This window comes from Colwellia sp. SU-HH01172, from assembly GCF_057553355.1.
In genome coordinates, this window is sequence record NZ_BAAJMB010000001.1 from 335,629 (window position 1) to 359,324 (window position 23,696).

Annotated in this window: 19 protein-coding genes and 4 tRNA genes; 5 read left to right on the plus strand and 18 right to left on the minus strand. The window is 39.7% G+C overall.

Translation table 11 applies throughout. From position 1 onward, the window contains the following. The 11 genes from AC27JP_RS01515 to AC27JP_RS01565 all read right to left on the minus strand — a co-directional run bounded on the left by AC27JP_RS01515 (window position 1) and on the right by AC27JP_RS01565 (window position 11,111). Window positions 1-1,986 (minus strand): heme lyase CcmF/NrfE family subunit, encoded by a 1,986-nt coding sequence (locus tag AC27JP_RS01515; RefSeq protein WP_487111676.1) that lies wholly within the window; start codon window positions 1,984-1,986, stop codon window positions 1-3. A gap of 153 nt (window positions 1,987-2,139) precedes the next feature. Further along, complete coding sequence (gene ccmI / locus AC27JP_RS01520) at window positions 2,140-3,399, minus strand: c-type cytochrome biogenesis protein CcmI (RefSeq protein ID WP_487111677.1); 1,260 nt, start codon at window positions 3,397-3,399, stop codon at window positions 2,140-2,142. A 442-nt stretch (window positions 3,400-3,841) separates the two neighbouring features. Next, window positions 3,842-4,114: a nucleoid-associated protein HU-beta gene (hupB, locus tag AC27JP_RS01525; protein ID WP_085299093.1), complete on the minus strand. Its 273-nt coding sequence runs from the start codon at window positions 4,112-4,114 to the stop codon at window positions 3,842-3,844. Window positions 4,115-4,405: 291 nt separating this feature from the next. After that, window positions 4,406-6,754, minus strand: a complete 2,349-nt coding sequence (lon, locus tag AC27JP_RS01530) for an endopeptidase La (RefSeq protein ID WP_487111678.1) — start codon at window positions 6,752-6,754, stop codon at window positions 4,406-4,408. A 146-nt stretch (window positions 6,755-6,900) separates the two neighbouring features. After that, complete coding sequence (gene clpX / locus AC27JP_RS01535; protein ID WP_487111679.1) at window positions 6,901-8,178, minus strand: ATP-dependent protease ATP-binding subunit ClpX; 1,278 nt, start codon at window positions 8,176-8,178, stop codon at window positions 6,901-6,903. Window positions 8,179-8,283: 105 nt separating this feature from the next. Then, window positions 8,284-8,883, minus strand: coding sequence for an ATP-dependent Clp endopeptidase proteolytic subunit ClpP (gene clpP / locus AC27JP_RS01540; protein ID WP_487113412.1), 600 nt, complete (start codon window positions 8,881-8,883; stop codon window positions 8,284-8,286). 127 nt (window positions 8,884-9,010) lie between these two features. Next, window positions 9,011-10,318 (minus strand): trigger factor, encoded by a 1,308-nt coding sequence (gene tig / locus AC27JP_RS01545; protein WP_487111680.1) that lies wholly within the window; start codon window positions 10,316-10,318, stop codon window positions 9,011-9,013. Between the two features lie 278 nt (window positions 10,319-10,596). Beyond that, window positions 10,597-10,673 (minus strand) — tRNA-Pro (locus AC27JP_RS01550). Between the two features lie 30 nt (window positions 10,674-10,703). Beyond that, window positions 10,704-10,779 (minus strand) — tRNA-His (locus AC27JP_RS01555). A gap of 7 nt (window positions 10,780-10,786) precedes the next feature. Continuing rightward, window positions 10,787-10,863, minus strand: a tRNA-Arg gene (locus tag AC27JP_RS01560). Between the two features lie 171 nt (window positions 10,864-11,034). Then, window positions 11,035-11,111 (minus strand) — tRNA-Pro (locus tag AC27JP_RS01565). Window positions 11,112-11,388: 277 nt separating this feature from the next. On the opposite strand from AC27JP_RS01565, the gene folD reads away from it, so the two are divergent. After that, the gene (folD, locus tag AC27JP_RS01570) at window positions 11,389-12,243 is read left to right on the plus strand and encodes a bifunctional methylenetetrahydrofolate dehydrogenase/methenyltetrahydrofolate cyclohydrolase FolD (protein WP_487111681.1); all 855 of its coding nucleotides are present in this window, start codon (window positions 11,389-11,391) and stop codon (window positions 12,241-12,243) included. 86 nt (window positions 12,244-12,329) lie between these two features. On the opposite strand, the gene cysS is transcribed toward folD, so the two are convergent. Then, window positions 12,330-13,712 (minus strand): cysteine--tRNA ligase, encoded by a 1,383-nt coding sequence (cysS, locus tag AC27JP_RS01575; RefSeq protein WP_487111682.1) that lies wholly within the window; start codon window positions 13,710-13,712, stop codon window positions 12,330-12,332. A 213-nt stretch (window positions 13,713-13,925) separates the two neighbouring features. Between cysS and AC27JP_RS01580 the strand changes: the two genes are divergently transcribed. Further along, window positions 13,926-14,417: a peptidylprolyl isomerase gene (locus tag AC27JP_RS01580; RefSeq protein ID WP_487111683.1), complete on the plus strand. Its 492-nt coding sequence runs from the start codon at window positions 13,926-13,928 to the stop codon at window positions 14,415-14,417. Window positions 14,418-14,441: 24 nt separating this feature from the next. Further along, window positions 14,442-15,200, plus strand: coding sequence for a UDP-2,3-diacylglucosamine diphosphatase (gene lpxH, locus AC27JP_RS01585; RefSeq protein ID WP_487111684.1), 759 nt, complete (start codon window positions 14,442-14,444; stop codon window positions 15,198-15,200). A gap of 185 nt (window positions 15,201-15,385) precedes the next feature. Here the strand turns inward: lpxH and AC27JP_RS01590 are convergent, their stop codons facing one another. Then, window positions 15,386-17,272 (minus strand): DUF885 domain-containing protein, encoded by a 1,887-nt coding sequence (locus AC27JP_RS01590; RefSeq protein WP_487111685.1) that lies wholly within the window; start codon window positions 17,270-17,272, stop codon window positions 15,386-15,388. 168 nt (window positions 17,273-17,440) lie between these two features. Then, entirely contained in the window at window positions 17,441-18,220 is a 780-nt protein-coding gene (gene miaE / locus AC27JP_RS01595; RefSeq protein ID WP_487111686.1) for a tRNA isopentenyl-2-thiomethyl-A-37 hydroxylase MiaE, read from the minus strand. A gap of 180 nt (window positions 18,221-18,400) precedes the next feature. Here miaE and AC27JP_RS01600 point away from each other — a divergent pair, with 180 nt between their 5' ends. Together AC27JP_RS01600 and AC27JP_RS01605 are read left to right on the plus strand one after the other, a co-directional pair. Next, window positions 18,401-18,682, plus strand: coding sequence for a hypothetical protein (locus AC27JP_RS01600; RefSeq protein WP_487111687.1), 282 nt, complete (start codon window positions 18,401-18,403; stop codon window positions 18,680-18,682). A gap of 213 nt (window positions 18,683-18,895) precedes the next feature. Further along, complete coding sequence (locus AC27JP_RS01605; RefSeq protein WP_487111688.1) at window positions 18,896-19,495, plus strand: Yip1 family protein; 600 nt, start codon at window positions 18,896-18,898, stop codon at window positions 19,493-19,495. Between the two features lie 185 nt (window positions 19,496-19,680). On the opposite strand, the gene purF is transcribed toward AC27JP_RS01605, so the two are convergent. From purF to folC, 4 genes are all read right to left on the minus strand, one after another. Then, window positions 19,681-21,198: an amidophosphoribosyltransferase gene (purF, locus tag AC27JP_RS01610; protein WP_487111689.1), complete on the minus strand. Its 1,518-nt coding sequence runs from the start codon at window positions 21,196-21,198 to the stop codon at window positions 19,681-19,683. A 25-nt stretch (window positions 21,199-21,223) separates the two neighbouring features. Further along, window positions 21,224-21,706, minus strand: coding sequence for a CvpA family protein (locus AC27JP_RS01615; RefSeq protein ID WP_487111690.1), 483 nt, complete (start codon window positions 21,704-21,706; stop codon window positions 21,224-21,226). 71 nt (window positions 21,707-21,777) lie between these two features. Further along, window positions 21,778-22,401, minus strand: a complete 624-nt coding sequence (locus AC27JP_RS01620) for an SPOR domain-containing protein (RefSeq protein WP_487111691.1) — start codon at window positions 22,399-22,401, stop codon at window positions 21,778-21,780. Between the two features lie 18 nt (window positions 22,402-22,419). Then, window positions 22,420-23,694, minus strand: coding sequence for a bifunctional tetrahydrofolate synthase/dihydrofolate synthase (gene folC / locus AC27JP_RS01625; RefSeq protein ID WP_487111692.1), 1,275 nt, complete (start codon window positions 23,692-23,694; stop codon window positions 22,420-22,422). Between the last annotated feature and the right edge of the window lie 2 nt (window positions 23,695-23,696).

Consider the following 23,696-nt stretch of genomic DNA (forward strand, 5'->3'; position numbering starts at 1 on the left):
TTATGCCTCTTGTAATACGCTAGGGTTAACTTGACGTTGCTTTTGTTGGGTTGCTAAAACACGTTTACGATAGCGCTTACTTAAAATTGCTAAAAATCCGCCTAGGGCCATAAAGAAGCCACCTAACCAAATCCAAACAATAAAAGGTTTATAATACAAACGCATCGACCAAGAATTTTGTCCTAACGGATCACCTAAAGCAACATAAATATCACGCATTAACGTGGTATGAATACCGGCTTCGGTCATACCCATAGTTTGTACTACATAAGTACGTTGTTCCGGTTTCAACAAGGTGACAAATTCACCATCTAATGAAACATTAATTTGCCCTTGTATTGCTTTGTAGTTAGGACCTACAACATTTTTAGTGCCGGCAAATTCTATGGTGTAACCCGATAAATCAACAGACTCTCCCGGAGACATTCTGACATTAACTTCCTTCTCATAAGAAGAAACCATAGTCACGCCGATAACGGTAATAGCAATACCCGCATGAGCAACCGCCATACCAATATGGTTAAGCGGTACCGCAGAGAACTGCCAACTACCATCAGCTTGTTTAGCATTGTTGAATACGTCTTTTAATACCGCTAACACTATCCAGCAGCCTAATGTCATGCCAACGAACACCATAAAGTTAAACTCGCCACCAAACAAGAATGGCCATGCTGCACCAAACAAAACACTAAAGATCGAAATTAGGTTCAGATGTTTAGATAACTCGCCTTTACGGGCTTTCTTCCAACGAATAAGTGGTCCTATGCCCATAAAGATAAATAACGCTATCATCATAGGAATAAATACCGCGTTAAAATAAGGCGCACCAACTGAAATTTTCCCCATGCCCATGGCATCAATGATCAACGGATACAAGGTCCCCAATAAAATAGTGACGGTTGCAGTAATGAGGATAGACATGGCGATCAAAATGGTATTTTCACGCGAGTACATGGTAAAGCGACTTGGACTGCTTACGTTGGTTGCTCTGAACGCATAAAGAGTCAGAGAACCGCCTACCGCTAGCGCCAACAAGGCTAAAAGATAAAAACCTCGCCCAGGGTCAACGGCAAATGAATGCACAGAGGTGATCACCCCTGAACGCACTAAGAAAGCGCCAAGTAAATTCAATGAAAAGGTGAATATTGCCAGTAGCAAGGTCCAATGTTTAAAGGTATTACGTTGCTCAGTTACCGCAAGTGCATGAATTAATGCCGTTCCCGCAAGCCAAGGCATAAATGAAACGTTTTCTACTGGATCCCAAAACCACCAGCCGCCCCAACCAAGTTCATAGTAAGCCCACCAGCTACCTAATGCGATACCAACCGATAAGAAAGACCAAGCGGCAACAGTCCAAGGACGCGACCAACGAGCCCATGCGGCATCCATTTTACCCGACATTAAAGCCGCAATAGCAAAGGCAAAAGCAACAGAGAAGCCGACATAGCCCATATACAACATTGGCGGATGAATAATTAAGCCAATATCTTGCAATAATGGATTTAAGTCTCGCCCTTCCATTGGAAAATTTGGCAACAAGCGTTCAAAAGGATTAGAAGTTAATAAGGTAAATAAAATAAAGCCAACTGCTATCATGCCCATCACAGCTAATACGCGTGCAACAAACTCTCGTTCTAACTGCTTGCTAAATACACCAACGGCAAAGGTCCAGCCAGTTAACGCGAACACCCAAAACAGCATTGAGCCTTCATGGCCGCCCCATACTGCACTTATCTTAAAATAATATGGTAATAAGCTGTTTGAATGATTGGCAATATATTTAACTGAGAAATCATCAACCGTGAAACTATAGCCCAATAAACAAATACTAATGGTTAAAAATAAAAACAAGCCAAAACTCAAAGGTTTTGCACTGTTTATCAGTTGTTGGTTATTTTGCGCTACTCCAATTAACGGCACGATGCTTAAACATAACGCAAACGCTAATCCGATAATAAGGGCGAAATGGCCGAGCTCTGGGATCATGATAATTCCTGTAAATCAATGTTAAAACATTATAGCGCTAAGTTTAGCCGATTTTGCTTAGCGACTACTAATTCCAAATCAAATATTGTCTAACTTGTGATGTCGAAAATGTTACTTAAATCAAGTTTTCGTCATATTGCCAATTTAATATTATCATTGCACCTGAGTGGATATCTTCATAGTTACCGCATCTTTTTGCATTGTTGCGATATCAAGTAGCTCGGCTTTAAAGTCACCCGGCTTAATGCCTACACTACCTTGCATTGACACAACCGCATAAACATTGACCCGTTCAACACTGCTCAACTTCATTTGCGGCGTCATGGCTTGCGCATCATCCAAAACAATACGCGTTGGCAAATCACTCGCTTTGATTTTTACCGCCGCTAATGGCATTCGAGGACCATTTGCCGCAATAGCATAAATAAATACCGTTTTATCTTCGCTACCCATCAGTGCTTCTTGGACATTTTCTGCCAAAGCAACGTCAACGACTAGTTGCGGTTGCGTGCCATCAACACTGGCATTCATTTCACCAGTAGAGGCCATTTCAGTACTGAGGCGTAATTGATTTTTTGCTTCTTCAACAGCGCTGGCTAATGCTTGCGTGCTAATGCCAGGGCGACCGCTATTTAATACCGTTTCCCAATATTTAACCGCTTTGGCAAACTCGCGATTACTAAAGCTATCCATGCCTAACAAAATATTGGTCGACGCGTCTAAAGCGTCAAGTGCTAGCGCCTTATCTATCACCATTTGAATATCTGAATTTATTCTTTGCTCATTTTTGTAGTACATTGCTTGAGCTTTCGGGCCAAGCAATTCAGCATGTTCGCCAACTTGCCCTATTACAGTATCAAAAGCATTAATGGCATTATCAAATTCACCAGCAGAAATATAAGCCTGACCTAAACTAAACCACGCTTGTGAATTACTTGGGTCATCCTTTACTTCGCGCTTTAACTGCTTTAACTGCATCGCTAACATTTGCTCAGGCGGTATTTCACCATGAGGACTTTCTTGTGATGCGACCGGTGCACTCAATTGTGGATAGGCGCCTAAGGTCATATAGGTATAAAAACTAAAGCTGACAATTGCTGCAGCAATCGCAATAGGCCAAAGCAATGAGCGCTGCTGCTGTTGTGTCACTTGCTTCTCGTTTGGATCAACATCTTGCACAAGCGTTTTATCTAATTCAGCTTTTAGCTGCGTGTAACTGTCTTGCTCAATACTACCTTCAGCTAAATCATTTTCTAAGTTAGCTAAATGTTCGTGGTAAAGCGTGACGTTTGTTTCTTGACGAATATTGGTATTTTCTGCACCAATAGTATTTTTAGGAGTAGTAAAAATTCGCCAGACAATAAGTAATGCAATCACTATTAAGAATAGGATTGCCAGCCAGAATGTAGTCATATTAATTAGTTTACACCTATGATTATCAAATAAAACGCTTCTATACTTCTGTCGAAACAAATAACTCTGTTTAGCAAAAGCTGCCAACTTAAAAGCAGCAAGATTAACAACTCTGCGATGTTTTGCCTAGCTATACATTGTAATAATACTTACCTTAGACAAGGAAATATCATTACTTTCAAATACTAACAGTTTTATTACCTAATTCGGTCGACAGTAACTGAAAACGTTGGCGTTAATATAACATTAAAATGTTGTTGTGCTAACGTCTGTTGCTCTGCTTCAAAGGAAAGCTTGACCAAGGTCAAAATTACTAAATATGATTAAAGTCACATGTAATTTTATTAATGTAAGGAGTGGAATTGAGGAAGACACGAAAGGCTAAAAACAATTAAGCCGCTAAAAAGCGGCTTAATACATAATCTTTAGCAAAAGCTAATGATTAGTTACATGCATCTTTAAGCGCTTTACCAGCTTTGAAAGATGGGATTTTAGCTGCTGCGATTTCAATTGTCGCGCCAGTTTGTGGGTTACGGCCAGTGCGTGCTGCACGGTCACGTACTGAGAAAGTACCAAAACCAACTAGTGCAACTTGTTCGCCGCCTTTTAACTCTTCAGTAACTGCTTCGATAAATGAATCTAACGCACGGCCAGCCGCAGCTTTAGAAATGTCAGCACCAGCAGCAATTTTCTCGATTAATTGAGATTTATTCACAGTGTATTCCCCTTCAATTGTTATTATTCAGCGCTATCTTTTGTTTTAAGCGTCCTGCAGAAACTTTTATAGCAAGCTTCATTTTGAACATCAAGCACTGAGTTAAAGAAAACTAAAAATATTGATAATTATTTTTATCTCTACTAGACCCCTTATGAATAGGGGCTCTAGCGTTATCAGCGTCATTAACTTACCATAGTTTCAGCGTTTGAAAAGCGTTAATTGCATTTTTTTCAATTTTTTTGCTATTTTTTTTAGTTTTTCGGCAAAAAGTGTCGTTTTTCCACTCATTTAGCCGTCTAACTGCCACTTTTCAACTGGGTGCTCCAAGGCAATTTTCAGCACTTCATCGATCCACTTAACCGGATGAATGGCTAAATCCGCCTTCACATTGTCCGGAATTTCTTTTAAATCGCGTTCATTTTCATGCGGAATTACCACAGTTTTAATGCCACCTCGATGAGCGGCTAGTAATTTTTCCTTTAAACCACCAATGGCAAGTACTTCACCACGTAAGGTAATTTCACCTGTCATAGCAACATCCGCTTTAACCGGATTACCGGTTAAGCTCGACACTAATGCTGTCGCCATACCAATACCCGCACTTGGCCCATCTTTCGGCGTTGCTCCTTCTGGTACATGAACATGGATATCGCGCTTTTCATAAAAGTCATCGTTGATACGTAGTTTCTCGGTGCGACTTCGTACAACCGTCATCGCGGCTTGAATGGATTCTTGCATTACGTCGCCAAGGGAGCCGGTATAGCTTAGTTTGCCTTTACCAGGTACAGAAGCGGTTTCAATGGTAAGTAATTCACCACCAACTTGTGTCCAGGCTAAACCGGTAACTAGTCCGACACGATTCTCATCGTCCGCTTTGCCATAATCAAAACGTTGTACACCTAAAAACTCTGCAAGATTATCTTGGTTTATAACAACTTTCTTCAAATCTTTCTCGAGTAGGATAGACTTAACCGCTTTACGGCATAGTTTAGAAATTTCTCGTTCAAGCGCACGTACACCCGCTTCACGGGTGTAATAACGAATAATGCCAATGATTGCGCTATCTTCAATTTCTATTTCTTTACTCTTTAAGCCATTACGTTCAATTTGCTTTTCTAATAAATGACTTTTAGCAATATTGAGTTTTTCATCTTCGGTATAACCTGACAAACGAATAACTTCCATACGGTCAAGCAATGGCCCTGGAATATCCATGCTGTTAGACGTTGCCACAAACATAACATCAGATAAGTCATAATCTACTTCTAGATAATGATCATTGAAACTGCTGTTTTGCTCTGGATCTAACACTTCTAAAAGTGCAGAGGCAGGATCGCCACGCATGTCCGATGCCATTTTATCGATTTCATCAAGTAAAAATAACGGGTTCTTAACGCCAACTTTGGCAATTTTCTGGATCAACTTACCCGGCAATGAACCAATATAGGTTCTTCTATGACCACGGATCTCCGCTTCATCACGTACCCCGCCTAATGCCATACGAACATATTTACGACCGGTTGATTTAGCAATAGATTGCCCTAACGAGGTTTTACCAACGCCTGGAGGGCCAACTAAACATAAAATAGGCCCTTTTAGTTGGCTAACACGCTGTTGCACCGCCAAGTACTCTAAAATGCGTTCTTTGACTTTATCTAAACCGTAGTGGTCTTGATCAAGAACATCTTGTGCAAGGCTTAGATTACGCTTTAATTTACTACGTTTTTTCCAAGGAACACTCAGCATCCAGTCAATATAACTGCGCACAACCGTTGCTTCTGCCGACATTGGCGACATCATTTTCAATTTTTTTAATTCAGTGAGTGTTTTTTCTTTTGCTTCTTTCGGCATTTGAGCTTCATCAATTTGCTTTTCTATCTGCTCAGCTTCGTTTGCCCCTTCTTCATCATCACCTAACTCTTTTTGAATGGCTTTCATTTGCTCATTCAAATAATACTCACGTTGACTTTTTTCCATTTGCTTTTTAACGCGGGTACGAATTTTTTTCTCAACTTGCAATAAGTCAATTTCACCTTCCATCAGCGCCATTAAGTACTCTAGGCGCTCTGAAACATGAGTGATTTCTAATACTTTTTGCTTATCAACCAGTTTTAAAGGCATATGTGCAGCCATGGTATCTGCCAATTGTTCGGCATCATCAATACCTGAAACCGAGGTTAATACTTCTGGTGGAATTTTTTTATTAAGCTTAACGTAACCTTCAAATTGAGAAATAGCTGAACGTATTAAAACTTCAGTGCTATCGTCAGGCTCACCTTCAATACTTAAATAACTGGCATTGGCAGTAAAGTATTCGTCGGTTTCAATAAATTCGGTGATACTTGCTCGGCGCGAACCTTCAACCAATACTTTAACGGTACCGTCAGGCAATTTAAGCATTTGCAAAATAGTGGCGATGGTCCCCGTTTTATACAGGTCATCTTGGGTCGGATCATCAACTGCGGCATCTTTTTGTGCCACTAAGAAAATTTGTTTGTCGTTCTCATTAGCAATATCTAAACAGCGAATCGACTTTTCGCGACCAACAAATAATGGAATGACCATTTGCGGATAGACAACAACATCACGTAAGGCTAATACGGGAATTTCAACTACGCCAGATAACTCTTTAGTCATTGGTTACTCTCTTGATGAATACTATGATGTGATAAGGATATGTATTTGTATATGGGGCATTTGCCAATACTTTCAACAGATGAATAAAAAAAAGTGACGTTAATCATAAAGACCAACGCCACTTTTTATTTTTCTACTTTATATTTTTATTCTGAAGACGCTTTATCTTGCTGCGTTTCATAAATAATAATTGGGTTAGATTCACCTTTGATAACCGTTTCATCAACCACAACTTTAGTGGCATTTTCCATTGACGGCAGTTCGTACATGGTTTCGAGCAGCACGCCTTCAACAATTGAGCGTAAACCACGGGCACCAGTTTTTCGCACCATAGCTTTATGAGCAATTGCCTTCAGGGCATCTTCTCTAAACTCAAGTTCAACCTCTTCCATATCAAAAAGCGCAGTAAACTGCTTAGTTAAAGCATTTTTAGGCTCTTGAAGGATCTGAATAAGGGCTTCTTCATCCAATTCAGTCAAGGTAGCTACTACAGGTAGACGACCAATAAACTCAGGGATCAAACCATATTTAACTAGATCTTCAGGTTCGACATCTTTAAAGCGTTGCGTTAAAGTTTTTTCATCTTCTTTACCACGAACCGTGGCACCAAAGCCAATGCCTGTTCCGGTATGACAACGTTGTTCAACCACTTTATCAAGACCAGCAAAGGCGCCACCACAGATAAATAGGATCTTAGAGGTATCAACCTGTAGGAACTCTTGCTGAGGATGTTTACGACCACCCTGTGGCGGTACAGAAGCAATGGTGCCTTCAATCAACTTCAATAATGCTTGTTGAACACCTTCACCTGAAACATCGCGAGTGATAGACGGATTATCAGACTTACGCGAAATCTTGTCGATTTCATCAATGTAAACAATACCACGTTGGGCTTTATCTACGTCGTAATCACATTTTTGCAATAACTTCTGAATAATGTTTTCAACATCTTCACCAACATAACCCGCTTCAGTTAACGTTGTTGCATCCGCCATGGTAAACGGCACATCAAGTAAACGTGCTAATGTTTGCGCCAATAGCGTTTTACCACTACCGGTTGGGCCAATAAGTAGGATATTACTTTTACTTAACTCAACACCATTATGGGAGTCACCATTACGCAAACGTTTGTAATGGTTATAAACCGCTACCGCGAGAACTTTCTTAGCATGCTCTTGCCCGATAACATAATCATCTAAGCTTTCACGAATTTCAATTGGCGTTGGTAAGCTTTCTTTGTCTTGCTTAGGCGCAATTTCTTTAATTTCTTCACGAATAATGTCATTGCATAACTCGACACATTCATCACAAACAAAGACTGAAGGGCCTGCAATTAACTTTCGTACTTCATGCTGGCTTTTACCACAGAATGAGCAATACAGTAACTTACCGTCATCACCGTCACCTGTTTTCATATCGGTCATACGGTACCTCTAATATTTTAAATTTTTACAAACTATTTTTAAAACTAATAGTAATTAGTATTTCACAAATCGCGTAAATAACAACGCGAATAACAAAGAAGACCGTTATTTATCGATTCTTTGTTCTAATATGGCATCAACTAAGCCATATTCAACCGCACTTTCCGCACTTAAGAAATTATCACGGTCAGTATCTTCAGATACTTTCTCTAATGGCTGGCCAGTGTGCTCAGCCATTAAACCGTTAAGTTTTTCTTTAATATATAAAATTTCTTTGGCATGAATTTCAAAATCCGATGCTTGCCCTTGGAAACCACCTAAAGGCTGATGGATCATCACACGCGCATTTGGTAAACAATAGCGCTTACCTTTTTCGCCACCAGACAACAGAAATGCTCCCATGCTCGCTGCTTGACCAATACAAACGGTACTAACATTAGGTTTAATAAATTTCATGGTATCGTAGATAGCCATACCTGCAGTAACAGAGCCACCAGGCGAGTTAATATATAGGTAAATATCTTTATCAGGGCTTTCTGACTCTAAAAACAACATTTGGGCAACAATTAAGTTGGCCATATGGTCTTCAACTTGACCACATAGGAAAATAACGCGTTCTTTTAATAGTCTTGAATAAATATCGTACGAGCGCTCGCCTTTTGCGGTTTGTTCAACAACCATAGGTACTAAAGCACTTTCGGTAATACTAGTTAAATCGTGAGAATTATTGTGAGAAGTAAACAACTAACTTTCCTTTTAATAAAAAAATGGCTCATATGTCCCCATATAAGCCATTTAAGCGATTGCTCAACAGAATGTCAATCGAAAAGGTCTATTTACCTTCAGGATTCATGATATCTTTGAAACTTGCTTTTTTGTCTTTAACTTTCGCGCTTTCAAGTAACAACTCAACCGCTTGCTCTTCTAATGCAACATTTTGCATTTGTTGTGCAAGTTCTTTGTTAGTTTTGTAGTACTCAATCACTTCTGCAGGGTCTTCATAAGCTGAAGCTGCTGACTCAATAAGCTCAGTTACTTTCGCTTCGTCAACTTTCAATTCGTTAACTTTGATCACTTCACCTAACAGTAAGCCTGTTTTAACACGACGCTTAGCTTGTTCTTCGAACATTTCAGCTGGTAATTCAGGTAAGTTGTTAGGGTCCATTTGGCCAGCAAAGCGTTGCATCGCTTGCTTACGTAACACTTCAATTTCTTGTGCAACTAGCGCAGCTGGGATGTCTAATTCGCTAACTTCAAGTAAACCTTCAATAACTTGCTCTTTAACTTTCGCTTTAACAGCTTGGTTAAGTTCACGTGCCATGTTTTTGCCAACTTCTTCACGAAGTGCTTCAACACCACCTTCTTCTACACCGAATAACTTGGCAAATTCTTCATCAACTGCTGGCAATACTGGACCTTCAGTTTTGTGAACAACGATATCAAACTCAGCGTCTTTACCTTTAAGGTTTTCAGCATGGTAATCTTCTGGGAAAGTAACAGTGATAGTTTTCTCTTCACCTACTTTCATGCCCGTGATTTCTTTTTCAAATCCTGGGATCATGCGGCCAGAACCAAGCTCAAGTTCAAAACCTTCAGCTTTGCCACCTTCAAAGTCTTCACCGTCAACACGGCCAGAGAAATCGATTGTTAGCTTGTCGCCTTTCTTAGTTTTACGCTTGTTTTCTTTCCACGTTTTGTGTTGATTTTGTAAAGTTTCGAACATTTCGTCCAAATCTTTATCAGTCACTTCAACCGCTGGACGTTCTACAGCAATTTTATCTAGATCTTTTAAAGCAACTTCAGGGTATACTTCAAACGTTGCTTCAAACTCAAGCGCTTTGCCATCTTCATTGCTTTTAGCAACAAATTCAGGGCGACCTGCAGGGTTCAATTTTTCAGCAACAATCGCATCTACAAAGTTACGTTGCATTAATTCACCCGCCACTTCTTGGCGTACTGACTGACCGTAACGCTTTTGAATAACTGATGGTGGCACTTTACCTGGACGGAAACCATTGATACGTTGGGTCTTGGCGATATGGCGAAGACGATTTTTAACTTCAACATCTACTGTTTCGGCAGGAACTGAAATCGAAATACGACGTCCCAAACCTTCTGTAGTCTCAACTGAAACTTGCATTTAATTACCTCAAAAACTTAGCGTAAGCACGCTTTTTATAACGCATCTAATATATTCAATACTACTTTATCAAAAAGTAATATTTTCAGCCTGCCAGCATTTACCAACAAAGCTCGGAAAATCCGAATAAAGATGTTCAGATTAAAATAATGACGCGAAATTATAGCGGTGCTTGAAACAAGAGTCGAGTATAGAACGAAAATAAATTAAAAAAATTATTCTAGAAAGCGTTATTTTGATATTAAGAGGTTTATTTTAAAGATTTTTTTGAAAGAAAGTGGTCGGTGATGCAAGATTCGAACTTGCGACCCCTTGGACCCAAACCAAGTGCGCTACCAAGCTGCGCTAATCACCGATATACTTTTATTGCTATCCATACAAAGAATGGGGTGGCTAATGGGACTTGAACCCACGACAACCGGAATCACAATCCGGGGCTCTACCAACTGAGCTATAGCCACCACTGTATGGCACGCCCTGTAGGATTCGAACCTACGACCCACGCCTTAGAAGGGCGTTGCTCTATCCAGCTGAGCTAAGGGCGCACATTACCTACAGATGCTGAATAAACTCTACTATATATAAAGTTTATTCCTTTTCCACATATAAATGTAAAAAAGTGGTTGTGATGCAAAATTCAAACTTGCGACTGAACTTAATGACACCCAAACCGATACTTCCCTTTTAAACAACGCGAAGTTATTAAAAAGAAAAAGTGGTCGGTGATGCAAGATTCGAACTTGCGACCCCTTGGACCCAAACCAAGTGCGCTACCAAGCTGCGCTAATCACCGACATATGTTGAAAAAGCTTGCCTTCTCAACGGGTGCGGATATTACCTAGTTGCATGTGGCGCGTCAAACATTTTTTATAAAAAAATGTTTGTTCGCTCACTTTTACAGCAGCTTGGTTAAAATAGCACTAATATAAATCAATAATGTGAAAATTCCCTGTAAATTGGGCTTTTTATACCATGAAACTAATATTTCGACCTGTCGTGCACTTATTGTCTACAAATCATTATTCTTATATGCGAAAATAGCGGCGTTTTTTAGCCTTATGTGAAGAATTATGACTGCAACTCTTATTGACGGTAAGTTGATCGCTCAGCAACTACGCCATTCTATTAAAGATAAAGTACAACAACGTGTAGATAGGGGGTTGCGTGCTCCTGGTTTAGCGGTAATTTTAGTAGGCTCAGATCCTGCATCGCAAGTTTATGTTGGTAGCAAGCGAAAAGCCTGTGAAGAAGTCGGCTTTGTTTCCCGTTCATATGACTTACCGCCAAGTACGTCTCAAGATGATTTATTTCACCTGATTGATGAGCTAAATAATGATGATGCGATAGATGGCATTCTGGTGCAATTGCCTTTACCTGAAGGATTAGATGCCAACTTAATTATTGAGCATATTAACCCTAAAAAAGATGTTGATGGTTTTCACCCTAACAATGTTGGCAAACTTGCCTTACGTCAACCTGGTCTTCGCCCATGTACTCCTAAAGGTATTATGGAGCTGATTGAATCAACGGGTGTGTCACCATATGGTTTAGAGGCGGTTGTTGTTGGCGCTTCTAATATTGTTGGTCGACCTATGACCTTAGAGTTGTTACTTGCCGGCTGTACAGTAACCACCACACATAGATTTACCAAAGATTTAGAAAATAAAGTACGTAATGCCGATCTGTTAGTGGTTGCGGTTGGTAAACCTGAGTTTATTCCTGGTGAATGGGTTAAAGAAGGCGCGATTATTATTGATGTCGGTATTAATCGCTTAGATAGTGGCAAACTTGTTGGTGATGTTGGCTTTGCTAAGGCCAAAGAAAGTGCCAGCCATATAACACCAGTGCCTGGTGGCGTAGGCCCAATGACAGTCGCCAGCCTAATGGAAAATACTTTAATTGCCTGTGAAGAATTTCATAGCTAATAGCAAACATTTCAACTGAATGACCACATTAAAAAAGCCAGTATCTAAGATACTGGCTTTTTCTTTTCAAACTAACAGTCGAAAACTTACGCTTTTCGCCAAGTCGTTTTACCGGCACTGTCTTCTAGAATTACATTCATAGCCGCTAGCTTATCACGAGCATCATCTGCCATTGCCCAATCTTTATTTGCGCGCGCTTCATTGCGCTGCACAATTAGCGCTTCAATTTCTGCAGCTTCGTCTGTATCCGCACTGCCGCCTTGTAAAAAGTCTTCCGGTGAATTTTGTGCAATACCTAAAACTTCACCAAGTGAGACTAAGACAAAGGCTAACTTCCCTGCTTCTTCAATATCAGTCGCTTTGATGCGGTTAATTTCTTTTGCCAGTTCAAATAATACTGGCATAGCTTCCGGGCAATTGAAGTCATCATTCATGGCTTTTTCAAAGCGTTGAACATATTCATTACCTGCTAAAGCAACTTCAATTGGCGTTACATCACGTAATGCCGTGTAAATTCGCTCAAGGCTTGCACGCGCTTGCGTCAAATTATCTTGTGAATAATTTAACTGGCTGCGGTAATGACTTGAAGTCAAAAAGAAACGCACAGATTCAGCATCGTACTCGTCAAGCACACTACGCAAAGTAAAAAAGTTATTGAGCGACTTTGACATTTTTTCTTTATTCACTTGTACCATGCCGCCATGCATCCAGTAATTTACATATGGCGTATCATAGGCACAACAGGATTGTGCAATCTCATTCTCATGATGTGGGAATTGTAAATCTGAGCCACCACCATGAATATCAAAGTGTTCACCTAAATGTTTGCTGTTCATCGCAGAACATTCTATATGCCAACCTGGGCGACCTTTGCCCCATGGTGAATCCCAGCTAGGCTCATCTGGCTTAGCCATTTTCCATAACACAAAGTCTAATGGACTACGTTTGGCTTCATCAACATCAACACGGGAACCCGCTTGTAGCATATCTAAATTCTGCAAACTTAATTGGCCATAATTTTTATAACTACTGACATCAAACATGACATCACCGTTAGTAGCAACGTAAGCATGGTTGCGCTCAATAAGACGCTCTACCAAAGCAATAATTTCATCCATATGACCAGTCACTGTCGGCGCAATATCAGGACGCATAATGTTTAGGTCATCAAAGTCTTGATACATTTGCTCGGTCATACGTAACGTTAACGCTTCACAACTTTCACCATTTTCATTGGCGCGCTTGATAATTTTGTCATCAACATCGGTAATATTTCTAACATGCATTAAATCATAACCTAAGTACTTAAAGTATCGAGCAATAATATCGAACGCGACATAGGTTCTTGCATGGCCAATATGGCAACGATCATAAATAGTAATACCGCAAACGTACAAACCTACCTTGTTGGAAGTGATTGGTTTAAAAACTTCTTTTTTCCGGCTTAAGGTATTATAAATCTGTAACATAACGGCAATTTTTTCCTATCTAATATGAATGCGTAATAAAATTTAAACCTTGCGATCAGCAAAGTTTGCGCAATTGTACCGCAAGTATTGCGATGAATCATTAGCTTGGCTCACTTTACTGAATATAAAGCGCTAAATTTTGCCGAGAAATATTTCAATGATTAAGTTACAATTCGCGCAATTAATTTATTTTATCTTTATGAGAACCGACAAATGATCACATTTAAAACAACATTAGGCGATATTAAAATTGAATTAGATTTTGATAACGCTCCTATTACAGCAAAAAACTTTCAACAGTACGCAGAAGATGGTTTCTACAATGGCACTATTTTTCACCGTGTAATTAAAGGTTTTATGGCACAAGGTGGCGGTTTTGCTTCAGGTATGGGCGAAAAAGACACCCGCGCTAGCATTCAAAACGAAGCTAACAATGGTTTAAGCAACGCACGTGGCACATTAGCCATGGCACGTACGCAAGACCCACATTCAGCATCAGCACAGTTTTTCATCAACCTAGTTGATAACGACTTCCTTAACTTTAAGAGTGAAGACATGCACGGTTGGGGCTACTGTGTGTTTGCTAAAGTTGTTGAAGGCATGGACATTGTCGATAAAATGACTTTAGTTGACACGGGCCGTATGGGCTTCCATGACGACGTGCCAAAAGAAGAAATTTTAATTGAAGAAACAATCGTCGCGTAATTTTTAATTACTCACGTAAATTCTATGAGCGAAATCTCTGCGTCACAGGTGGGCTCGGCATTAACTTACTTTATTGCTGATTTACACCTCGCACAAAACAGGCCTGACATTACGGCCTGTTTTTTGTCATTTTTACAAAACGATGCCCCGAAAGCTCAGGCTTTATATATTTTAGGCGACCTCTTCGAATATTGGGTCGGTGATGACGACGACAGTTCGTTCATCTTAGAAATATCTCAAGCGATAAAAGCCCTTTCTGAGCTTGGCTGTAAAGTTTACTTTATTCATGGCAACCGTGATTTTCTGCTTGGCAAACGTTTCGCTAAGCAAAGCGGTATGCTGCTTTTACCTGAAATCACTTTAATTGACTTATACGGTAAACCTGTAGTGATCATGCATGGTGATACATTATGTACTCGTGATCTTGGTTATCAAGCATTTCGTAAAAAGTCTCGCAGTTGGTGGTGGCAAGCTATCATTAAAAGTTTGCCCTTGTTTGTACGACGAAAAATTGCCAGTAACTATCGCAGTAAAAGCGCGTCAGCAACCGCAATGAAGTCACAAGAAATTATGGATGTCACTGAGTCTGAAGTTACTCTTTGTTTAGAGCAATATCAGAGTCAAATACTGATCCATGGTCATACCCACCGCCCATACGTGCACCATGTTTCGGCAAATAACCAAGCTGCACAGCGCATAGTACTCGGTGACTGGTACGAACAAGGGGCATGGTTGAAAGTGACACCCGATTCAATGGAATTGTTGAATCGCCCATTGCAATAAACAAAAACTGACTATTCGCCGACATGCATGTTCCAACATGAATAGTAGTTACTAGGGTAATGCAGCAGTAATTACCGAGATGCACTAACACCTTGAAAGCCAGAATGCCTGAAAGAGGCCGAATATAAAAAATGCCTAAACTCTCGTTTAGGCATTTTCATATACAAGATAGCGTAAATTACTTGTTACTTAGCCATTTGGCTCGCTACCCAGTCATTTACACGTCGTTCAAGAATAGCCAATGGCATAGCGCCGCCACCTAATACGGTATCGTGAAAGCCTCGAATATCGAATCGGTCACCTAATGCCTGCTTAGCATTTTCTCTCAGTTCAATAATTTTTAACATACCAATTTTGTAAGCTGTCGCTTGACCCGGTAATACCAAGTAACGACGAACTTCAGAGATAATAGCCTCTTCAGCAATTGGTGTTTTTTCTTTAAAGTAAGCAACGGCTTGCTCTTCGGTCCAACCTTGGCTATGAAGGCCGGTATCTACCACTAAACGCACCGCACGCCACATTTCATTGACTAAGCGACCAAAATCAGAAAAATCATTTTTATATGCCCCCATTTCTTTTGCTAGTAGCTCAGCATATAAACCCCAACCTTCACTATAGGCAGTAAAGTTTGCTTGCGTTCTAAATTGTGGTACTGATGTTAGCTCTTGCGCAATAGAGATTTGCATATGATGGCCCGGGCTACCTTCATGATAGGCAACGCCTTCCATTTCATTTTTTGGCATTGAAGACATATCAGATAAGTGCGCGTAATAAACACCTGGACGACTGCCATCTGGCGTACCTGGATTATAGTGCTGAGCGGCGCCGTCTTGTTCTCTAAATGCTTCAACACGCTTAACCACCAAATCAGCTTTAGGTAAAATGCCGAAATACTCAGGTAATTGTTCGTTGATCACAGCTAAGTAGGCTTCAGTATCTGTGATATAACCTTGACGCCCTTCATCGGTATTAGGATAGAAAAATTGTTCGTCGGTTTTAATAAAATTAAAAAATGCCTGTAAATCACCTTCAAAACCAACGCGGTCTTTAATGGCAATCATTTCATTAGTAATACGAGCAACCTCTTTAACACCGATATCATGAATTTCTGCGGCAGGTAGTTCTGTGGTGGTTGAAACACCAATCATATGATCATAAAACGCCTGACCATTTTTTTGTGTAGAAACCCCTGTTGGGTTGCTAACAGTATTTTCTATATCACTTTCAAACCAAGAAATTAACGCTTGATAACTCGGCAAGAAAGCTTTCATTAACTGAGCTTTTGCCTCTGACTTTAAGGTTTCAGCTTGTTCTGCCGTAATTTTTTCAGCATCAACTAACCCTTTAATTTTTCGTTGTACATCCATCCAAAGTGGCGAATCAGTGGCGCCTTCTGCATCTGAAAAAGGTATGCCAGCAATAAGATTGCCTGATTGTTCAATCACACCTTCATAGGCAAATCTTGGAGGACGGGTGCCAGCGGCAGCATTTTCTTTTGCTCTTACCAATAACTGGTCAATTGCAGTACTAATGCCACCTATACGCTTGATGTAAGCCTGCATATCACTTAACTCATCAACTCGATGAAAGTTAATTAAAAATTGTGCTGCAAAGGCTTGAATGCCGTTAAACTGCGTGAAGATATAACCATTCTTATTAAATTTTTCTCCGGCTTTAGCTTGTTCATATTGATAAAGCCAAATGTCATAAGAAATTTTCGCTTCCGAGCTTAACTTGTTGTAATCAAAATTTGACTTCAAATCTTCAACGGTTTGCGCTTGCCACGCCAGCTGTTTTTTCTCAAACGCTTCTGTCATATCGTTTATTTGGTCATATTTTTCCTTGCGACCCAAAAACGTCAACATGATTGGACTACTTTGCAATTGCTCTTCGTACTTAGCGGCAAACCATTCATTTAAACGTTCAGTTTCACTCAAATTATTTTCTTGAACCGTTTTCGTTGCTGATGCTTGAGCCGCTGTTGGCTCAGTAGTCGAAGTGGGCGTTGAACTATTAGGTTGGCAGGCAGATAGACACGCCACAGCTCCAACCAATGCAATCATAGAGCGCATTATATTTTCCTTATTATTATATTAATCGGTAGCGCATGGCAGCATAGTACCTTGCAGCGCGTACAAGCATACTATCGCTTTAGGAAATAAATTAACAACATTATGCAAAGCTATTAATAATTTGTTACCTAATATTGCTCAATAACGCATAGCGGTTATCAAAATTGCTTAAGCCAACTTTGTCGGAACACCACTGTGAAATTTAAAATCGTTATCTGGGCTTGTTATTAAACTTGCTTCAAGTTCTGCGAAATAGGCAATACGGCCATCAACTTTATCGTAATGTTCTGGGCCCGCAATTTCTTTCGCTAATGTTAAGTAGTCTTGATAGTGACGCGCTTCAGAGCGCAATAAGGAAATATAAAAATCCCCTAAACGTTTATCAACATGCGGGGCTAACACAGCAAAACGCTCACATGAACGGGCTTCAATGTAGGCGCCGATAATTAATTTATCGATTAATGCGTCAGGTTCAAAAGTTTTCACATGCCTAAGCAGGCCTTTAGCATAACGACATGGCGTGATACTGCGATACTCAATACCGTATTCATCCATAATTTCCAATACTTGGTAAAAGTGATGCAGCTCTTCTTTGATCAATAACACCATTTTATCAATCAAACTTTGGCCATAGGGAGAGTCTGCTTTTGGAATAACTGATTTAGTTAATTTATTTTTTGTCGCTAATGTGCGCCAATCGCCCTCACGCTTATAAATTAGGGTTTCAAATGGTCTCAACCATTCGAGCAAGGCATCACCACTGGCTTTATCTACCGCATATTTTCGGATCAAAAACATTGCTGATTGCGCTGCTTTTAACTCACAAATAAGATGGTCGATAAGAATAATATCCAGATTTTCTTTTTTCTTTGCTTCGTCAATCCATGCTTGAGGGGTTTCACACTTTAGGAATGACTTAATTGGTGATAATAGATTTTCGAACGACATGCAATCAGATTCTTTGTTTTAAATTATATCTTAACAATAATTTTATCATACTCAATTTTAGCGGCTTTGATTATTTGCAATTAAAAAACAATTAGCCAAAATAAAACTTCACAATTTGCTATGATGACAAGTCTAGTAATGCAACTTCATATGCACTGTTGGATATTAAGATTAAAAACTATGAGCAAAAAAGCTGACGCTAAAACCTTAACAGATAAACACCACGAACTCACTCATAGTGAGCAGCAAACCGTTGTTTCTCATGTTCAACGTGAAGATGACGAATGGTTTCTTAACACCATCATGATAGAAGGTGTTGATGTGCCATTCAAATATCGACGTAAAAAGCTATATAAGTCATTACAAAAACAGCAAGTCAATATTACCTATTACCCTGCTAATGAAACCGTTGCAGGTTTTGAAATTGAGATCATGAAAATCGTTCGTATAAAAGTATGTTGATCACATTTTATTAGAATTTTTGCCGTATCAGACTGATAGATGGCTAAAAAAAAACTATTTACGCCGAAATATCAAACAACTCTTGACGAATCCCTCGCCATCTTACATAACTATAATATCAGCAATAAAAATTAGAAAATGCTGAATAAACGCAAGGTCGCAGAATTTTACTTATATCTGCATTACTTTTGGGGACAGAGAGAGGTATATAACATGATCTTAAATCATATCTGGGGGCTTTATACTGCACCTAAAAAAGAATGGCAAACCATCGAAAAGCGTCACGAGAGTTTAATGTATTCAATGGTGCATATTTTAACAATTGCATTAATTCCAGCTATTTGTGGTTATTATGCCGCAGCGCATATCGGTTGGACCATTGGTGCTGGCGATCCAATTAAACTGACAGAATCTAACGCACTGTTTATGTCTATTGCTATGTATGCAGGCTTAATTTTCGGTGTATTTGCTTTAGCGGCACTTATTCAATGGATGGCAAAAACATTTGATTCAACACCCGACTTTACTCAGTCATTAGAATTAGCCGCATATGCCGCGACACCGTTATTAATGGTAGGCTTAACAGCATTATTTCCAGTACTTTGGTTTGTTGTACTAGCTGGTTTAGCCGCGCTAAGCTATTCGGTCTATCTATTATATTCTGGTGTACCAATTATGATGAATATTCCAGAAGAAAAAGGCTTTATTTACTCAAGCTCAGTGGTCACTTGTGGCTTGGTACTCATAGTTGCACTTATGGCTGCTAGTGCCATTGTCTTTAATATGGGCTTAGGCGTTGAGTACGTTAGCTAGGTAATATTTATTAATGACAGCGAAAAATCGACGCTATTTTGTATCGACAAGCAAGGATGCTTTAATGCCGTGAAGACATTGATGGCTATGAACGGCCATGTGAAACGTCATTTCGTTTATCTAGAACAAAAAAGCCCGCTTTATAGCGGGCTTTTTTGTGGATGGGCATTATACAAATCAGCTAACTATTCAGCACCTTCGTTATGCATATCTAGAATTGAATCTGCATTCTTATCCGACATATCTTTGGTTGCATTATTACGCAGTGCATCAAGTCGCTCTAAGTAACTTTGGTCGATATCTTGCGTTACATATTCGCCATTAAACACTGAGGTCTCAAATTCAGTAATATCGGGATTTGCCGTTGAAACTGCAGCGACTAAATCGTCCAAAGTTTGGTAAATTAGCTTATCCGCACCAATTAACTGACAAATATCGTCAAGTTCACGTCCATGAGCTATTAACTCATTAGCACTTGGCATATCAATACCATAAACATTTGGGAAGCGTATTTCTGGTGCAGCAGAAGCAAAGTAAACTTTCTTCGCACCAGCAGCACGAGCCATTTCGATAATTTGTCCTGACGTTGTGCCACGTACAATAGAGTCATCAACAAGTAAAACATTTTTACCAACAAATTCCGCAGCAATCGCATTTAACTTGCGACGCACAGACTTTTTACGTTGTTCTTGGCCTGGCATAATAAATGTGCGGCCAATGTAGCGATTTTTAACAAACCCCTGACGGTAAGGAATATCTAAGTGACGAGCAATTTCAAGGGCGGTATCACATGAAGTTTCAGGGATTGGAATAACCACGTCGATATCTATATCTTCCCAATCTTTTGCAATTTTATCGCCGAGCTTTTTCCCCATTTCAACACGTGAACCATAAACCGAGATTTTATCGATTGTTGAATCTGGGCGGGCAAAATAAACGTATTCAAAAATGCAAGGGTGGAAAGTCGGGTTTTCAGCACACTGCTGGCTATGGATTTGACCAGATTCAGAAAAGAAAATCGCTTCACCTGGAGCAACATCACGAACAAATTCAAATTCATTGGCATCGAGTGCCACTGATTCTGAAGCTACCATATATTCAACGCCAGCTTCGGTTTCACGCTTACCAAACACTAGTGGACGAATACCGTTAGGGTCACGAAATGCCACCATACCATAACCAATAATTAAGGCTACGGTAGCATAAGCACCTCGAACACGTTTATGAACATTGCTCACTGCGGTAAAGATATCACTAGGATCAAGGGCAAGCTGATCTGAGTTTTGTAACTCATGACCTAAAATATTAAGCAGTAGCTCTGAATCTGAGGTGGTATTAACGTGGCGGCGCGCTTCAGTGTTTAACCATAACTTTAACTCTTCCGCATTGGTTAAATTTCCGTTGTGGGCTAAGGCGATACCAAATGGCGAGTTTGCATAAAATGGTTGTGCCTCTGAAGAACTCGACGTTCCTGCTGTTGGGTAGCGAATATGGCCGATGCCAATATTGCCTTGTAAACGTAACATATGGCGCGTATGAAATACGTCTTTCACCAAACCATTACCTTTACGCAATCTAAACGTATTATCGTGAATAGTCACAATACCAGCTGCATCTTGGCCACGATGTTGTAACACCGTTAATCCATCATACAACTCTTGACCAACAGGTGATTTACCAACAATACCTACAATACCACACATGAACTTACTCTCCGACGAACTAAGTTTAAGTTAAAAAACTTGATGATTGTTTGAGATACTCAAAAAACCATTCAACTATTAATGTAAATTCTGGAATCAATTGAGAACTTTGCCACCATGCGCTGGAAGAAGCAGGGGTAAAGGCATCCATAAAAAATAATACCGCGGAAGAAATTAGTACACCTCGCAGTGCACCAAAAACAATACCTAACACTCTATCTGTACCTGACAAGCCCGTTCGACTGACGAGCTGACCAATAATATAGTTTACTAGCGCACCTAAAATTAAGGTGGTGATAAATAAAATGGCAATAGAGGCGGCGTTGCGTAAAAGTTGATCGGAAATATTAGTCAGGAGTGTCGACAAATTAACATAAAAGCTACTAGCGACGAAAAAAGCACTGATCCAAACAATTAAGGAAACAGCCTCCTTAACGAAACCTCGCACTAAGCTAATTAAAGCTGAAATGCCAATAACAGCCAAAATGGCATAATCTATCCAAACCATAAATCGAATGTTCTCATTGATTAGAGGCGCGCATTCTATCAGAAGGCCAATAGAGTTTGCTAATAATTTTGCTATTTAGTTGGATAAAAACGGGCAACTTTTCCTTGCACATTTGTCAACTTTTTAAGTGCTGGGAGCTTTTTATCCAATGATGATTTTATCAACTCAGGGCCAACAAAAACTTTGGTCAACTTACCATTTTTTGTTTTGATCGGTTTTGTAAATACTGTGTAGCCATTTTTAGTTAGCTTGTTGACTAAATCGTCAACATTATTTTGATGTCGAAAACTACCTAATTGTATTGCCCATGCTTGCTTTACAATCGCTTTACTTGGCGGCTTTTTAATTTCTTTTTGTGGTTTAGTGGTGTCACTTTTAGTGGCAGAAAAATTAGTATCTTTTGCTAAGGTGTTTACTGCGACCCCGTTATCTTTTAATAGCTGCGACGGGTCAATACTGCTCGACTCATCAACGGCAATTTCTGATGAAATATTTTCTTTTGGTAAGTTGGCTAGCCTATCTTTTGGAAACTCTTTATTTGCGGCCGGAAAGTCTACTTCAGGAACCGGAGGTATGGTTTCAAAGTTGTCTTGATAGGTTTTTTTGTCGCCATCAAGCACATCGGGTAGAAAGATAATAGCAACAGCGGCAACAATAATGGTGCCCACTAAACGATTTTGAAACGGTGTCGACAAACTAAACTCCAAGTTTTACTAAACTAATAAATGTCTTATTTCAGCAACCGTATAAAAAGAGCCGAAAACCAGAACAAGATCAGTTGCTTTTGCATTTTGTTTTGCCATTTTAAATGCCTGAGAGACATTGTCAAAGCAATTCATCTTAGCAGTGTCTAATTGTATATATTCTGCTAATTTTTTTGCCTGGCAGCCTCTTGGAACATCTAGAGTGCCAATATACCAATGATCGACTGAAGTAATGAGCGGCGCTAAGGTATTTTCAATATCTTTATCAGACAACATGCCTATCACCGCCGAAACATTATTATATTTCATTTTCTGTAATTGTTGCGCTAAATAGCGCGCAGCTTGCGGGTTGTGGCCAACATCGAGAATAATGTCACAATTATCATGAAATTTTTCAAGGCGTCCAGGAACTTTAGTTTGGTTAATCACCTGATTAATAAAATTACCGCTAAGCTGCAGTGATAGTGGTTTTGTTAGCAGCGCTAATACCATAAGTGCCGTGGCAACATTGTCTTGAGGGATATAACAATTGCCAAGTTCAGAAAACTCAGTTTCACTATAGCGCCAGCACCATGAATCATTCTCACTTTCTTCAACAGTAAAGCTTTGTTGACGAAAATAAGGTATTGCACCGATATTACTTGCATATGCAGCTAAAGATTGTGGCGGATCAGTATCACCAATGACAACTGGCGCATTCAACCTCATAATCCCTGCTTTTTCGAATCCTATCGCTTCGCGCGTGTCACCCAAAAATGCTTGATGGTCTAAATCAATCGTCGTTATTACCGCTATGTCAGCACTAATAATATTAGTCGCATCTAACCGGCCGCCTAAACCAACCTCAAGAATAATCACATCCGGTGCTTTATTCATCAAAATCAAAAAGGCCGCTAAGGTAGTATATTCATAATATGTTAGCGAGATATCAGCTCTAGCATGCTCTATTCGCTCAAATGCCGTCACCAAAGCATTATCATCAATATCACTGCGATTAACACGTAATCGTTCATTAAAGCGCGCAATATGAGGAGATGAATACACTGCACAAGTTTTATTTTGTCCGAGCAATGCATTTTCTAAAAATGCACAAGTTGTACCTTTGCCATTAGTGCCAGCAACAGTGACAACTTTAGAATTTGGAAATGAAATATTTAAGCGTTCGGCAACTTTTGCTATGCGCTGTAAACCTAAGTCGATCTCGACACTATGAATATTTTCTAAATAAGAAAGCCACTCAGTGAGGCTTTTCTTCACTGAATGGCTTTGAGTAATTTTTGACATGA

Bases quoted from the DNA above. Each gene is read 5' to 3' on its own strand.
- AC27JP_RS01515 (WP_487111676.1), bottom strand. From the start codon at position 1,986: ATGATCCCAGAGCTCGGCCATTTCGCCCTTATTATCGGATTAGCGTTT.
- ccmI (WP_487111677.1), bottom strand. From the start codon at position 3,399: ATGACTACATTCTGGCTGGCAATCCTATTCTTAATAGTGATTGCATTA.
- lon (WP_487111678.1), bottom strand. From the start codon at position 6,754: ATGACTAAAGAGTTATCTGGCGTAGTTGAAATTCCCGTATTAGCCTTA.
- clpX (WP_487111679.1), bottom strand. From the start codon at position 8,178: ATGACCGATATGAAAACAGGTGACGGTGATGACGGTAAGTTACTGTAT.
- tig (WP_487111680.1), bottom strand. From the start codon at position 10,318: ATGCAAGTTTCAGTTGAGACTACAGAAGGTTTGGGACGTCGTATTTCG.
- folD (WP_487111681.1), top strand. From the start codon at position 11,389: ATGACTGCAACTCTTATTGACGGTAAGTTGATCGCTCAGCAACTACGC.
- cysS (WP_487111682.1), bottom strand. From the start codon at position 13,712: ATGTTACAGATTTATAATACCTTAAGCCGGAAAAAAGAAGTTTTTAAA.
- AC27JP_RS01580 (WP_487111683.1), top strand. From the start codon at position 13,926: ATGATCACATTTAAAACAACATTAGGCGATATTAAAATTGAATTAGAT.
- lpxH (WP_487111684.1), top strand. From the start codon at position 14,442: ATGAGCGAAATCTCTGCGTCACAGGTGGGCTCGGCATTAACTTACTTT.
- AC27JP_RS01590 (WP_487111685.1), bottom strand. From the start codon at position 17,272: ATGCGCTCTATGATTGCATTGGTTGGAGCTGTGGCGTGTCTATCTGCC.
- miaE (WP_487111686.1), bottom strand. From the start codon at position 18,220: ATGTCGTTCGAAAATCTATTATCACCAATTAAGTCATTCCTAAAGTGT.
- AC27JP_RS01600 (WP_487111687.1), top strand. From the start codon at position 18,401: ATGAGCAAAAAAGCTGACGCTAAAACCTTAACAGATAAACACCACGAA.
- AC27JP_RS01605 (WP_487111688.1), top strand. From the start codon at position 18,896: ATGATCTTAAATCATATCTGGGGGCTTTATACTGCACCTAAAAAAGAA.
- purF (WP_487111689.1), bottom strand. From the start codon at position 21,198: ATGTGTGGTATTGTAGGTATTGTTGGTAAATCACCTGTTGGTCAAGAG.
- AC27JP_RS01615 (WP_487111690.1), bottom strand. From the start codon at position 21,706: ATGGTTTGGATAGATTATGCCATTTTGGCTGTTATTGGCATTTCAGCT.
- folC (WP_487111692.1), bottom strand. From the start codon at position 23,694: ATGTCAAAAATTACTCAAAGCCATTCAGTGAAGAAAAGCCTCACTGAG.